Annotated in this window: 15 protein-coding genes; 10 read left to right on the forward strand and 5 right to left on the reverse strand. The window is 63.7% G+C overall.

Translation table 11 applies throughout. The features are described 5' to 3' along the window. Positions 1-89: 89 nt before the first annotated feature. From modA to modC, 3 genes are read left to right on the forward strand one after another with little or no spacing between them, the layout of a single operon-like run. Complete coding sequence (gene modA, locus CKW09_RS06785; RefSeq protein ID WP_061800184.1) at positions 90-863, forward strand: molybdate ABC transporter substrate-binding protein; 774 nt, start codon at positions 90-92, stop codon at positions 861-863. Next, entirely contained in the window at positions 860-1,549 is a 690-nt protein-coding gene (modB, locus tag CKW09_RS06790; protein WP_061800162.1) for a molybdate ABC transporter permease subunit, read from the forward strand. Before modA ends, modB begins: the two co-directional genes overlap by 4 nt. Continuing rightward, positions 1,550-2,617, forward strand: coding sequence for a molybdenum ABC transporter ATP-binding protein ModC (modC, locus tag CKW09_RS06795; protein ID WP_061800161.1), 1,068 nt, complete (start codon positions 1,550-1,552; stop codon positions 2,615-2,617). A 32-nt stretch (positions 2,618-2,649) separates the two neighbouring features. Here the strand turns inward: modC and CKW09_RS06800 are convergent, their stop codons facing one another. Beyond that, complete coding sequence (locus CKW09_RS06800; protein WP_095096306.1) at positions 2,650-3,474, reverse strand: pyridoxal phosphatase; 825 nt, start codon at positions 3,472-3,474, stop codon at positions 2,650-2,652. Between the two features lie 178 nt (positions 3,475-3,652). Here CKW09_RS06800 and pgl point away from each other — a divergent pair, with 178 nt between their 5' ends. After that, a complete protein-coding gene (gene pgl / locus CKW09_RS06805; protein WP_095096307.1) occupies positions 3,653-4,648 on the forward strand; it encodes a 6-phosphogluconolactonase in 996 nt (331 codons plus the stop codon). Positions 4,649-4,813: 165 nt separating this feature from the next. Here pgl and CKW09_RS06810 read toward each other — a convergent pair whose 3' ends face one another. Then, positions 4,814-5,296, reverse strand: a complete 483-nt coding sequence (locus CKW09_RS06810; RefSeq protein WP_061800157.1) for a kinase inhibitor — start codon at positions 5,294-5,296, stop codon at positions 4,814-4,816. A 33-nt stretch (positions 5,297-5,329) separates the two neighbouring features. Continuing rightward, positions 5,330-6,301 (reverse strand): CDF family Co(II)/Ni(II) efflux transporter DmeF, encoded by a 972-nt coding sequence (gene dmeF, locus CKW09_RS06815; protein ID WP_073970378.1) that lies wholly within the window; start codon positions 6,299-6,301, stop codon positions 5,330-5,332. A gap of 78 nt (positions 6,302-6,379) precedes the next feature. Between dmeF and CKW09_RS06820 the strand changes: the two genes are divergently transcribed. Beyond that, positions 6,380-6,655 (forward strand): metal/formaldehyde-sensitive transcriptional repressor, encoded by a 276-nt coding sequence (locus CKW09_RS06820; protein WP_061800156.1) that lies wholly within the window; start codon positions 6,380-6,382, stop codon positions 6,653-6,655. 2 nt (positions 6,656-6,657) lie between these two features. Further along, positions 6,658-7,059, forward strand: a complete 402-nt coding sequence (locus CKW09_RS06825) for a YkvA family protein (protein WP_061800155.1) — start codon at positions 6,658-6,660, stop codon at positions 7,057-7,059. Between the two features lie 3 nt (positions 7,060-7,062). Here CKW09_RS06825 and bioA read toward each other — a convergent pair whose 3' ends face one another. Beyond that, the gene (gene bioA, locus CKW09_RS06830) at positions 7,063-8,337 is read right to left on the reverse strand and encodes an adenosylmethionine--8-amino-7-oxononanoate transaminase (RefSeq protein ID WP_061800154.1); all 1,275 of its coding nucleotides are present in this window, start codon (positions 8,335-8,337) and stop codon (positions 7,063-7,065) included. Between the two features lie 88 nt (positions 8,338-8,425). Between bioA and bioB the strand changes: the two genes are divergently transcribed. The 4 genes from bioB to bioD are packed head-to-tail and all read left to right on the forward strand — an operon-like array spanning position 8,426 to position 12,032. Next, positions 8,426-9,463 (forward strand): biotin synthase BioB, encoded by a 1,038-nt coding sequence (bioB, locus tag CKW09_RS06835; RefSeq protein ID WP_061800181.1) that lies wholly within the window; start codon positions 8,426-8,428, stop codon positions 9,461-9,463. Beyond that, complete coding sequence (bioF, locus tag CKW09_RS06840) at positions 9,463-10,614, forward strand: 8-amino-7-oxononanoate synthase (RefSeq protein ID WP_061800153.1); 1,152 nt, start codon at positions 9,463-9,465, stop codon at positions 10,612-10,614. Before bioB ends, bioF begins: the two co-directional genes overlap by 1 nt. Then, positions 10,598-11,365 (forward strand): malonyl-ACP O-methyltransferase BioC, encoded by a 768-nt coding sequence (gene bioC / locus CKW09_RS06845; RefSeq protein ID WP_061800151.1) that lies wholly within the window; start codon positions 10,598-10,600, stop codon positions 11,363-11,365. The genes bioF and bioC overlap by 17 nt, the downstream gene beginning before the upstream one ends. Next, on the forward strand, positions 11,358-12,032 hold the full coding sequence (bioD, locus tag CKW09_RS06850) for a dethiobiotin synthase (RefSeq protein ID WP_061800150.1): 675 nt from the start codon (positions 11,358-11,360) through the stop codon (positions 12,030-12,032). Before bioC ends, bioD begins: the two co-directional genes overlap by 8 nt. 38 nt (positions 12,033-12,070) lie before the next feature. Here bioD and CKW09_RS06855 read toward each other — a convergent pair whose 3' ends face one another. Then, positions 12,071-12,781: an ATP-binding cassette domain-containing protein gene (locus CKW09_RS06855; RefSeq protein WP_061800149.1), complete on the reverse strand. Its 711-nt coding sequence runs from the start codon at positions 12,779-12,781 to the stop codon at positions 12,071-12,073. Between the last annotated feature and the right edge of the window lie 835 nt (positions 12,782-13,616).

Consider the following 13,616-nt stretch of genomic DNA (forward strand, 5'->3'; position numbering starts at 1 on the left):
CCGCATGACAAGCTTCCGCGCCACGTTATATTATTTTTTATATAACGAAGAGTGATAATGCACGTTAACCGGCGGAGAAAATGAAAATCATGAAACAGCAATGGACCAAATGGCTTGGCGGTATGGTATTGGCGTCCGGCCTGGTGGCGCAGGCCTCGGCGGCGGAAAAAATCACCGTATTCGCCGCCGCCTCGCTGACTAACGCGCTGCAGGACATCGCCACCCAGTATCAAAAGGGCAAGGACGTGCAGGTGGTGTCTTCCTTCGCCTCTTCGTCGACGCTGGCGCGTCAGATCGAACAGGGCGCGCCGGCCGACGTGTTTATCTCCGCCGATCAGCAGTGGATGGATTACGCCATCGATAAACAGCAAATGGTGAAAGACAGCCGTTATACCCTGCTGGGCAACGAGCTGGTGCTGATCGCGGCGAAGGACGGCAAGCAGGATAAAATCAGCATCGACAAGCAGACCGACTGGGCCAGGCTGCTGAACGGCGGCCGCCTGGCGGTGGGCGATCCGGATCACGTGCCCGCCGGCATTTACGCCAAGGAGGCGCTGCAAAATCTCGGCGCCTGGGCCGCGCTGGAACCCAAGCTGGCGCGAGCCAACAACGTGCGCAGCGCCATGGCGCTGGTGGAGCGCGGTGAAGCGCCGCTGGGCGTCGTGTATGGCTCGGACGCGGTAGCCAGCGACAAGGTCAAGGTCGTGGCGCTGTTCCCGGAAGACAGTCATAAACCGGTTGAATATCCGATGGCGATTGTTAAAGATCGTCAGACCCCGACGGTCAGCGCTTTCTATACCTATCTGAAGAGCCCGGAAGCGGCCGCCATTTTCGAACATTATGGATTCACCCCGCGTAAATGATTCTGAGTGAGTATGAGTGGCAGGCGGTTGAGCTGAGCCTGAAAGTCTCCGGCCTGGCGGTGGCGTGCAGCCTGCCGTTCGGCATTCTGATGGCCTGGATCCTGGTGCGCTGTCGGTTCCCCGGCAAAGCGCTGCTGGACGGCGTGATCCACCTGCCGCTGGTGCTGCCGCCGGTGGTGGTCGGCTATCTGTTGCTGATCGCCATGGGGCGGCGCGGCGCGATAGGCGAGCGGCTGTACGACTGGTTCGGCTTCAGCTTCAGTTTCAGCTGGCGCGGCGCCGCGCTGGCTTCCGCCGTGGTGGCGTTTCCGCTGATGGTGCGCGCCATCCGGCTGGCGCTGGAGGCGGTGGACACCCGGCTCGAGCAGGCGGCGCGCACGCTGGGCGCCAACCCGTGGCGGGTGTTTTTCACCATCACGCTGCCGCTTTCGCTGCCCGGCGTGATCGTCGGCGTGGTACTGGCCTTCGCCCGTTCGTTGGGCGAGTTCGGCGCCACCATTACCTTCGTGTCCAATATCCCCGGCGAGACCCGCACCATTCCGCTGGCGATGTATACCCTGATTGAAACGCCGGGCGCCGAGGCCGCCGCCGCGCGCCTGTGCGTCATCGCCATCGTGCTGTCGCTGGCCTCGCTGATGGTTTCCGAGTGGCTGGCCCGCTGGGGCCGCAAACGGATGGGGGCGTAAATGCTGGAGCTGGATTTCTCGCAGCGGCTGGGCGATCTTCATCTGAACGTGCGCGCCGCTCTGCCGGCGCAGGGCATCACCGCGATTTTCGGGTTGTCCGGGGCGGGCAAAACCTCATTGATCAATGCGATTGGCGGATTGACCCGGCTGCAGGAGGGGCGCATCGCGCTCAATGGCCGCACGCTGGCGGACACCGCCGCCGGGGTGTGGCTGCCGCCGGAAAAACGCCGCATCGGCTATGTGTTTCAGGATGCGCGCCTGTTCCCGCATTATCGGGTGCGCGGCAACCTGCAATACGGCATGGCGGCCGGCATGCGCGGCCAGTTCGACGATATCGTCGAGCTGCTGGGCATCGGGCCGCTGCTCAATCGGCTGCCGCTGACGCTGTCCGGCGGCGAGAAGCAGCGGGTGGCGATCGGCCGCGCCCTGCTGACCGCGCCCGAGCTGCTGCTGATGGACGAACCGCTGGCCTCGCTGGACTTGCCGCGCAAGCGCGAGCTGCTGCCGTACCTGGAGCGGCTGGCGCAGGACGTCAATATCCCGATCCTTTACGTCAGCCACAGTATGGATGAAATTCTGCGGCTGGCCGAACGGGTGATGGTGCTGGATAACGGCCAGGTGCGGGCGTTCGGCGGGCTGGAGGAGGTCTGGGCCAGCAGCGCGCTGCGCCCCTGGCTGCAGCGAGAGGATCAGAGCAGCGTGCTGCGCGTCACCGTGATAGAACATCATCCGCGCTATGCCATGACCGCGCTGGCGCTGGGCGATCGGCGGCTGTGGGTCGGCGGCATCGACGCCGAACTGGGCACCCCGCTGCGCATCCGCATCAACGCCGCCGACGTGTCGCTGGTGCTGCAGCCGCCGGTCAACAGCAGCATTCGCAACGTGCTGCCTGCCAAGGTCAGCGAATGCCTGGAGGTCGACGGGCAGGTGGAGGTCAAACTGGCGGTGGGGGAGCACGTACTTTGGGCGCGCATTACGCCCTGGGCGCGCGACGAGTTGGCGATTCGCCCCGGCCAGTGGCTGTATGCGCAGGTGAAAAGCGTGTCTATCAGCCGCGAGACGCGCTGAAAACGGCCCCCGGCAGGCGGGGGCCGGGAAAGTTATTGCCCCAGCACCCGCGTGCGGATCACCTCGGCGATGCCCGGCTGCAGGTGATCGGCGATCGTCAGATCGGCGCGCGCCTTGATAGCCTCGTCGGCGTTGCCCATCGCCACGCCCAGGCCGACCGCTTCCAGCATGCTCAGATCGTTGTAGTTATCGCCGAACGCCACCACCTGATCCATGCTCAGCCCCTGAGATTCCACCCATTGCCGCAGGCGTTTGCCCTTGCTGTTGCCGCCCTTGGCGATGTCCACCTGATCGTGCCATGACCATTCGCACGCCAGCCCCAGCTCTTTCTCCACCGTTTCGGCAAAGGCGCGCAGCGCCGGAATATCGGCGTGCGAGGTGGCGAATTTCCAGATCGACTGCGCCTCATCGGCCGCCTGCGCCAGGCTGTTGACCTGCAGCAGCGTCGGGCGCTGCGCCTGCGGCAGCGTCTCGGCCCAGGCCAGCGAGCGGGTGACGTGGCCGCTCGGCTCCTGATACAGCATGGCGTTGTCGACGTACATCAGGCCGTGGATATCGCTCTGCTTGAGCATCTGCAGCACCAGTTTGGCCTGGTCTTTCGGCAGCGGATCGGCGGCCAGCACCTTTTGCTGCTGGAAGTCGTACAAATAGGTGCCGTTGCAGCAGATGGCCGGGGTATCGATTTGCAGCGCCTGATAGAACGGATGGATCGCGACGTGGTGGCGGCCGGTGACCACCACGACCTTCACGCCGGCGGCGCGCGCTTGCGCCAGCGCTTCCAGCGACTGCGGTAAAATGCGTTTTTGGTTGTCCAGCAGGGTGCCGTCCAGATCGAGGGCGATGACGCGGTAGCTCATAGGGATCTCATTATCGTTAGCATGAAAACTAACCCGATGGTACACCGGATGGCCCATGGAGAAAACTGCGCAGATTTCAGGTGAATCGCAGGGTTGTTATGTCGCGGATGTGAGGTAAGCTAGGGGAAACCGAAAAACCTGAAACCGGTTTCTCTTTTACCCTATGCAAGGAGAAAAAATGAAGCAAATCGTTTATGTCGCCAGCCCGGAAAGCCAGCAGATCCACGTGTGGCAGTTGGACGCCGCCGGCGCGCTGGCGCTGCTGCAGACCGTTGACGTGCCGGGCCAGGTGCAGCCGATGGCGATTCATCCGGATAAAACCCATCTGTACGTCGGCGTGCGTCCGGAGTTCGGCATCGTCAGCTACCGCATCGAAGCGGACGGCACGCTGCAGCAGGCCGGCATGGCGCCGCTGCCGGGCAGCCCGACCCATATCTCCACCGATTTGCAGGGGCGTTACCTGTTCTCCGCCTCCTACAGCGGCAACTGCGCCAGCGTCAGCCCAATCGGCCATGACGGCGTGGTGATTGCGCCTATTCAGCAGATCGACGGCCTGACCGCGCCGCATTCGGCGAACATCGATCCGACCAATCAGCTGGTGCTGGTGCCCTGCCTGAAGGAAGACCGCATTCGCTTGTTCGACCTGAGCCTGGCCGGCCAGTTGACGCCGCACGCGCAGCAAGCGGTGGACACCGCCGCCGGCGCAGGCCCGCGCCATATGGCGTTCCACCACAATGACCGGTACGCATACTGCGTGAACGAGCTGGACGGCACGGTGGACGTGTTGGCAATCTCGGAAAACGGCGGCGAATACGCCCTGGCGCAAACCCTGGACATCATGCCGGCCGATTTCGACGGCACCCGCTGGGCGGCGGACATTCACATCACGCCGGACGGCCGTTTCCTGTACACCAGCGACCGCACCGCCAGCATTCTGAGCATCTTCAGCGTTTCCGAAGACGGCGGCACGCTGTCGGCGGTTGGCCACCACCCAACCGAAGCGCAGCCGCGCGGCTTCAACATCGATCACAGCGGCCGTTTCGTGATTTCTTCCGGCCAGAAGTCCGATCATATTGCGGTGCATGAGATCGATCAAAGCAGCGGCAAACTGACTACGCTGGCGCGATATCCGGTGGGCAAGGGCCCGATGTGGGTGAGCGTGTTAGCCAAGTAATTAATACCCGTCGCCTTTCAAGCTGCAGCGTTGTTACCTGCACTCGCTCACCCTGTCACTTACTTGAGTAAGCTCCGGGGATGAGCGAGCTTGGCGCCTGGCTGCAACTTGAAATTCATAGGGTATGAATTATTGGAAAGGAGAGGCCGTTTTTTTGCCGCAAAATCAGCTGTATTTCACCGTAAGCGTGGCGCTGCCGAGGCTGTGGAAGTGCACGTTGAAGCCCACCAGCGCGCCGCTGGCGCCCTCATCCACCTCGATGCTGTCCACGTCCAGCGCATGTACGGTGAACTGGTAGCGGTGGCTTTCGCCCTGCGGCGGCGCCGCGCCGCCGTAACCGGCGGAGCCGAAGTCGGTGCGGGTTTGAATGGCGCCGGCCGGCAGCGCCGCCTTGCCGGAGCCGGCGCCCTGAGGCAGCTCACGCACCTGCGCGGGGATATTGGCCACCACCCAGTGCCACCAGCCGGAACCGGTCGGGGCATCGGGATCGTAAACGGCGATCGCGAAACTTTTGGTGCCTTCCGGCACGCCATCCCAGGCCAGATGCGGCGACAGGTTATCGCCGTGGTAGCCCATGCCGTTAAATACCTGGCGCTCTGGCATTTTTGCGCCGTCCTGCAGGTCGTTGCTGTACAAACGAAAAGCCATAATGACTCCCAGTTGTCGATAAAAGCCGAGCCCTTAAGCTAGATCGTTTTGGCGGAACAATACAACCCCCTGCGCCAGCGGCGGCCGGTTGATCTCGACCGTGACGTGCACCAGTTCATGATGCACGGCCAGCAGTTGGCGCACCCGGTCGGCGGTGAGGGTGCGATCGGCGCTGCTCAACGCGATCACGCAGTGATATTTGCCCTTGCCGATGCGCCCCAGGTGCAGATCGGTGAGGTTCAGCGCGTGGCCCGATTCAGCCAACGCCTGGCGGATGTCATCGGCCACCGGCGCGTCCATTTCGGCGTCGAGCAGAATTTTTCCGCTGTCGCGCATCAGGCTGTAGGCCCAGGCGGCGACCATCACCGCGCCGACGATGCCCATCAACGGATCCAGCCAGTTGGCGCCCCACAGCTTGCCGCCGAACAGCGCGACGATCGCCAGCAGCGAGGTGGCGGCGTCGGCGATGACATGGAGGTAGGCGGAACGCAGGTTCAGGTCGTGGTGGTGGTCGTGGCTATGCTCGTGCCCATGATGGTGGTGGTGGCCGCCGTCGCGCAGCAGCCAGGCGCAAAGCAGGTTGACGCCCAGCCCGACCAGCCCGATGGCGATAGCCTGGTTATAGTGGATCGGGCTGGGGTTCAGCAGCCGTTCCGCCGACTGGAACAGCATCAGCGCGGCCACCAGCACCAACAGCACCGCGCTGGTGTAACCGGCCAGCACTTCTATTTTCCAGGTGCCGAGGCTGAAGCGGCGATCTTTCGCCAGCCGCCGCGCGGCCGCGTAGGCCAGCACCGACAGGCCGAGCGCCAGCGCGTGCGAACTCATGTGCCAGCCGTCGGCCAGCAACGCCATTGAGTTGAACAGCCAGCCGCCGGCGATTTCGATCGCCATCATACCGGCGGTGAGCATCACCGCCCATCTGGTATTCCTTTCGGCCAATGGGTTACCATCGTCAAATACGTGGCTGTGTTCGCGGCGCAGGGCGGGAGCGTGCGACGTCATAATCAGGATCCTCAGCGAAGTGAATAACACCGAATTATACTATACCCCAGTATAGTAAATAACAATGAGAAGGCAGCGATGAGTCATACCATCAAGGATCAGAAAAAATTGCTGGCGCGCGTGCGCCGCATTAAGGGCCAGGCCGAGGCGCTGGAGCGTGCGCTGGAGAACGGCGGCGAATGTTCTGCTATTCTGCAGCAGATCGCGGCGGTACGGGGCGCGGTAAACGGTTTGATGGCGCAGGTGCTGGAAGGGCACGTGCGCGAGCATCTCGCGGCGCAGGACGCTACCCCGCAGCAGCGCGAGCAGGACATCGAACAACTGATGACAGTTTTACGTTCCTATATGAAGTAACCATGATTTCATTGAAAAAACGCACGCCGTGGTTCGGCTGGCTGCGCCGCTGGGCCAAGGGCATCAGGCGCGACATCTATGCGCTGTGGCTGGCCGCCCGCGATCGGCGCACGCCCTGGTACGCCAAGCTGATCGCGCTGCTGGTGGCCGGTTATGCGGTATCGCCTATCGATCTGATCCCGGATTTCATCCCGGTGCTGGGCTATCTGGACGATGTGATCGTCGTGCCGTTGGGCATCATGCTGGCGGTGCGCCTGATCCCCAAACCGCTGATGGCCGAACTGCGCGAGAAGGCGCAAAAGCGCCTCGACAATCCCACCGGCCGCATGGCGGCGGTGATGATCATTCTGCTGTGGATCCTCTGCCTGGTGTTGCTGGCCCGCTATCTGGACCAGCACTGGTAAGGGTTATTGCACCGCCGCCGCCACCGCGGCGGTCAGGCGGCCGAGCTGTTCCGGCGTGATGACGTAGGGCGGCATCAGATAGATCAGCTTGCCGAACGGCCGGATCCATACCCCGCGCTCGACGAACCCGCGCTGCAGCTGCGCCACGTCCACAGGTTCGTGCATTTCCACCACCCCGATCGCGCCCAGCACCCGCACATCCGCCACTTTTGGCAATGCCGCCAGCGGCAGCAGTTGCCGTTTCAGCTGGCTTTCGATGGCGCTCACCTGCGACTGCCAGCGATTTTCCGCCAGCAGCGCCAGGCTGGCTTCGGCCACCGCGCAGGCCAACGGGTTGCCCATAAAGGTGGGGCCGTGCATAAAGCAGCCCGCCGCGCCGTTGCTGATGGTGTCCGCCACGTGGCGGGTGGTCAGGGTGGCCGACAGCGTCATATAGCCGCCGGTCAGCGCCTTGCCCAGGCAGAGGATGTCCGGCACCACCCCGGCGTGTTCACAGGCGAACAGCCTGCCGGTGCGGCCGAAACCGGTGGCGATTTCATCGGCGATCAGCAGCACCCGGTAACGGTCGCACAGCTCGCGCACCCGCTTGAGGTAGGTCGGATGATAGATGCGCATGCCGCCGGCGCCTTGCACCACCGGCTCCAGGATCACCGCCGCCACTTCGCCGGCGTGCTGTTCCAGCAGTGCGGCGAACGGCGCGATGTCGTTTTCGTCCCATTCGCCGTCGAAGCGGCACTGCGGCGCGGTGGCGAACAGGTGCGGCGCCAGGTAGCCCTGATACAGGCTGTGCATCGAGTTTTCCGGATCGCATACCGACATCGCGCCGAAGGTATCGCCGTGATAGCCATGGCGCAGGGTCAAAACACGCTGCCGCCGTTCACCGCGCGCCTGCCAGTACTGCAGCGCCATCTTCAATGACACTTCCACCGCCACCGAGCCGGAATCCGCCAGGAACACGCACTGCAGCGCTTCCGGCGTCATGTCCACCAGCCGGCGGCACAGCGCGATGGCGGCGGGATGAGTCATGCCGCCGAACATCACGTGCGACATCTTTTCCAACTGCTGCGTGGCCGCCAGGTTCAGCTGCGGGTGGTTGTAGCCGTGGATCGCCGCCCACCAGGAGGACATGCCGTCCACCAGCAACCGGCCGTCGGCCAGCTGCAGTTCGACGCCGCGGGCGGCGGCGACCGGATAACAGGGGAGAGGGCGGCTCATCGAGGTGTAGGGGTGCCAGATATGACGCTGGTCAAACTCCAGGTCGGATGCGGTGATAGACATACTTGTAAACCAAATTGAATTCAGAATGGTTGACAGTATATCCACAATATCTAAACTGACGACACTTTTTCGTTTTGGAGACGCCATGATGGCCGATCGCATTCACTGGACAGTGGGGCTTGCCCAGGCCCTGTTTGACAAACCCTTGCTCGAACTGTTGTTTGAGGCGCAAACCGTACACCGCCGGCACTTTGACCCGCGCCAGGTGCAGGTCAGCACGCTGTTGTCGATCAAGACCGGCGCCTGCCCGGAAGACTGCAAATATTGCCCGCAAAGTTCGCGCTATAAAACCGGCCTGGAGTCGGAGCGGCTGATGCAGGTGGAACAGGTGCTGGACTCGGCGCGCCAGGCCAAAGCGGCCGGTTCGACCCGTTTCTGCATGGGGGCGGCGTGGAAAAACCCGCACGAGCGCGATATGCCTTACCTGCAGCAAATGGTACAGGGGGTGAAGGCGATGGGCATGGAGACCTGCATGACGCTGGGCACGCTGGACGGCACCCAGGCCGAGCGGCTGGCGGAGGCCGGGCTGGATTATTACAACCATAACCTCGATACCTCACCGGAATTCTACGGCAACATCATCACCACCCGCAGCTATCAGGAACGTCTGGATACGCTGGACAAGGTGCGCGGCGCCGGCATTAAAGTCTGCTCCGGCGGCATCGTCGGGCTGGGCGAAACGGTGCGTGACCGCGCAGGGCTGCTGGTGCAGCTGGCCAACCTGCCGAAGCCGCCGGAGAGCGTGCCGATCAACATGCTGGTGAAGGTGAAAGGTACCCCGCTGGCGGATAACGACGACGTCGATCCGTTCGATTTTATCCGCACCATCGCGGTGGCGCGCATCATGATGCCGGCCTCCTACGTGCGCCTCTCCGCCGGCCGCGAGCAGATGAACGAACAGACCCAGGCGATGTGCTTTATGGCCGGGGCCAACTCGATCTTCTACGGCTGCAAGCTGCTGACCACGCCGAACCCGGAAGAAGACAAGGACCTGCAGCTGTTCCGCAAGCTGGGCCTGAACCCGCAGCAGACCGAAACCGAGCACGGCGACAATCAGCAGCAGCAGGCGCTGACCGAGCAGCTGCTGCACGCCGATACCGCAGAGTTTTACAACGCGGCGCTGTGATGAACTGGCAACGACGCATTGAAGACGCGCTGGATGAGCGGCGGCAGAGCGCGGCCTATCGCCGCCGTCAGGTGAATCAGGGCGGCAACGGCCGCCAGATCCTGCTCGACGGCGAGCGCTATCTGAACTTTTCCGGCAATGACTACCTGGGCCTGAGCCAGGATGCGCAGGTGATCGCCGCCTGGCAACAGGGAGCGCAGCAGTATGGCGTCGGCAGCGGCGGTTCCGGCCACGTTACCGGCTTCTGTACCGCGCATCAGGCGTTGGAGCAGCGGCTGGCGGAGTGGCTCGGCTACCCGCGCGCGCTGCTGTTCATTTCCGGCTACGCCGCCAATCAGGCGCTGCTGGCGGCGCTGCTGCAGGCGGACGATCGCATTCTGGCCGATCGCCTCAGCCACGCGTCGCTGCTGGAGGCGGCGGCGCAGTCGCCGGCCCAGCTGCGCCGGTTTCGTCACAACCAGCCGCAGGCGCTGGCGAGCCTGTTGGCCAAGCCCTGCGCCGGGCAGCGGCTGGCGGTGACTGAAGGGGTGTTCAGCATGGACGGCGACAGCGCGCCGCTGGCGGAGATGCACCGCCTGACCCGCGCGGCGGGGGCCTGGCTGATGGTCGACGACGCGCACGGCATCGGCGTGCGCGGCGAGCAGGGGCGCGGCAGCTGTTGGCAGCAGGGCGTGCGGCCCGAGCTGTTGGTGGCGACCTTCGGCAAGGCGTTCGGCGTCAGCGGCGCGGCGGTATTGTGCGACGAACCGACCGCCGAATACCTGCTGCAGTTCGCCCGGCATTTGATTTACAGCACCGCGATGCCGCCGGCGCAGGCCTGCGCGCTGCAGGCGGCGCTGCTGCGCATTCAGCAGGGCGACGAACTGCGGGCCCGGCTGCGGGACAATATCCGGCGTTTCCGCCAGGGCGCGGCGGGGCTGTCGTTGACCCTGACGGCATCCGACACCGCCATCCAGCCGCTGCTGGTGGGCGACAATCAGCGTACGCTCGATCTGGCGCAGCGCCTGCGCGAACGGGGCCTGTGGGTGAGCGCCATTCGCCCGCCGACGGTACCGCCGGGCGGTGCGCGGCTGCGCATTACCCTGACGGCGGCTCACCGGCCGCAGGACATCGATCGCCTGCTGGAGGTGCTGCATGACGTCAGCCTTTGAATCGGTGAACAAACAGGCGGTGGCCTCGGCTTTCAGCCGGGCGGCGAACAGCTACGATGCGGCGGCGGCGCTGCAGCGCGATGTTGGCGAGCGCTTGCTGGGGATGGGAGGGGATCGGCCGGGCGAGCAGCTGCTGGACGCCGGCTGCGGCACCGGCTATTTCAGCCGCCGCTGGCGCGAGCTGGGCAAGCAGGTGACCGCGCTCGATCTGGCGCCCGGCATGCTGGCGTTCGCCCGCCGGCAACAGGCGGCGGACCACTATCTGCTGGGCGACATCGAAAACGTGCCGCTGCCCTCGGCGGCGATGGACATCTGCTTCAGCAGCCTGGTGGTGCAGTGGTGCAGCTCTCTGCCCGCGGCGCTGGCGGAGCTGTACCGGGTGACCCGGCCCGGCGGCGTTATCCTGTTTTCCACCCTGGCGCAGGGCTCGCTGCGCGAGCTGGGCGACGCCTGGCAACAGGTGGACGGCGAGCGCCACGTCAATGCGTTTCTCCCGCTGGCGGACATCCGCGCCGCCTGCGCCGGCTATCGCCACCGTCTCGAGTCGGAATGGCGAACCCTGGATTACCCGGACGTGATGGCGCTGATGCGATCGCTGAAGGGCATCGGCGCCACTCACCTGCATCGGGGCCGCGAAGGCGGGCTGATGTCGCGTCGGCGGCTCGCGGCGTTACAGGCGGCCTATCCGTGCCGACAGGGGCAGTTTCCGCTCAGCTATCATCTGGTTTATGGAGTGATTTATCGTGATTAAGCGTTGGTTCGTTACCGGCACCGACACCGAAGTGGGGAAAACCGTGGCCAGCAGCGCGCTGTTGCAGGCGGCCAATCTGGCGGGCTATCGCAGCGCCGGTTACAAGCCGGTGGCTTCCGGCAGCGAGATGACCGCTGACGGGTTGCGCAATGGCGATGCGCTGGCGCTGCAGGCCAACAGCGGCGTGGCGCTAAGCTACGACGAAGTGAATCCTTACGTTTTCGCCGAGCCGACCTCGCCGCACATCGTCAGCGCCGACGAGGGGCGGCCGATCGAACTGGCGCGGCTGTCCGCCGGTTTGCGCCGGCTGGAGCAGCGCGCCGACTGGCTGTTGGTGGAGGGCGCCGGCGGATGGTTTACGCCGCTGTCCGAGCGGCACACTTTCGCCGACTGGGTGCAGCAGGAACGGCTGCCGGTGATCCTGGTGGTGGGCATCAAGTTGGGCTGCATCAACCATGCGCTGCTGACCGCGCAGGCAATCCGCCAGGCGGGGCTGCCGCTGGCCGGTTGGATCGCCAACGACGTCAGCCCGCCCGGCAGGCGGCACCGGGAGTACCTGGCGACGCTGCACCGCCTGCTGCCGGCGCCGTTGCTGGGCGAAATCCCGCACTTGCCCGACGCCGGGCGCCAGCCGCTGGGCCAGTACCTGGATCTCGGCCGGCTATAACGCGTGGGGGGGAACGGCGCCCCCTTCGCGTTTTCATCTCACACCGCCAGATAGGCATTGATCAACTCCTCATCCAGCTGTTCCAGCGAACCATGCGCCACGTCGCGCCCTTGATCCATCAGGCAAAAACGATCCGCCACCCGCCGCACAAACGGCAGCTTGTGTTCCACCAGCAGAATGGTCATGCCCAGCTCGCGGTTCAGCTTGCGGATCACCCCGCCGATGTCCGCGGCGATAGAGGGCTGCACGCCCGCCGTAGGTTCGTCGAGGATCAGCAGCTCCGGCTCCAGCACCAGCGCGCGGCCGATCGCCAGCTGCTGTTGCTCCCCATCGCATAAATCGCCGGCGCGGCGGCCGCGCATCTCACGCAGGTGCGGAAACAGGCTGTAGATCAGCGGCGGAATGCGGCGGTTTTTATCGCGGCCCGCCATCAGCGCCACCTGCAGATTTTCCTCCACGCTCAGCTGCGAAAATATCTGTCGCCCCTGCGGCACGTAGCTGATGCCCAGCGCCGCGCGGGTTTCCACCGGCTGCTGCAGCAGGTTTTGCGGCGGCTCGTCCGCCAGCTGCCAGGTCATGCTGCCGCTGACCACCGGCAGGTGGCCCATGATGCAGTTGACCAGCGTGGTCTTGCCCACCCCGTTGCGGCCGATCAAGACGGTGCACTGGCCGCGCGGCAGCTCCAGGTTGATATCCCACAGCGTGTGGTTTTGCCCATAAAACTGATTTACTGACCGTAAACTTAACATCCGGCATTCTCCTCAAAGACCCGTATTTCACTCGTGGACTGGTGCCCCGACGGGCCGGCTCCGCGACCGCAATCGAACGTCCGCGTCCGTGCGTTATCCACTTCCTGCCAGCGCAGCGCGTTAGCGATTTATTTCCCGAGTGTTTTAATGTCCAGAACAAAATGCCGTGCCGATTACCTGAAAATAGGTAGCCAGTGGCCGGTTAGCGGCAAGATATGCAGCTAAAAATGACGCGTAATGGCGATTTATCCCCGCTCTTGCGTCTGTACATTCGAAATGCCAGTCATTTGTCGCAATGTCTCCGGCGCGGCGGCGGCAGACAAATCTGCCATAAGCGGCGCGTTATCTCGCCTGGCCGCACTCTCGCCAGAAAGGGTATTGCAACTCTCAGGCCAACTTTTAGCGGTGCTGGAAATCGGCGTTTGTTATGGTCTTGTTAAGCGATTTTCAGGCGTGGGCTGGCCTGACGCCGCGGCGCGAAAATGACGGGGAAGTTAACGCGAACATTTTTTGCACTTTTCCGGTGCTGAAGAGAATAGTTATGGTGCAAACAATTTCGCCGTTGGCGGCGAGAAGGTGAGCATGTCGCCGGAATGGGCCGAATACGCTTTTGGCAATGGATATTTTTAGCATTAATCGGCATAAACAAATCGATATTTTTATGAAAAAATGACTAAAAAAGCCATTTTGGGGCGAGGAAAAGGCGAAAAGCGTTCTTTCCGCAACTCCCGTCACGGGCGGGGCGGTGAGAGTTATCCACTATTCCTGTGGATAACCTTGTGCATTAGATTTAGAAAAGCGGCGGGAAGCGAGAGCGGACGCGGGTTCTGTGCGC

This window comes from Serratia ficaria, from assembly GCF_900187015.1.
In the GTDB taxonomy this organism is placed as follows: Bacteria; Pseudomonadota; Gammaproteobacteria; order Enterobacterales; family Enterobacteriaceae; genus Serratia; species Serratia ficaria.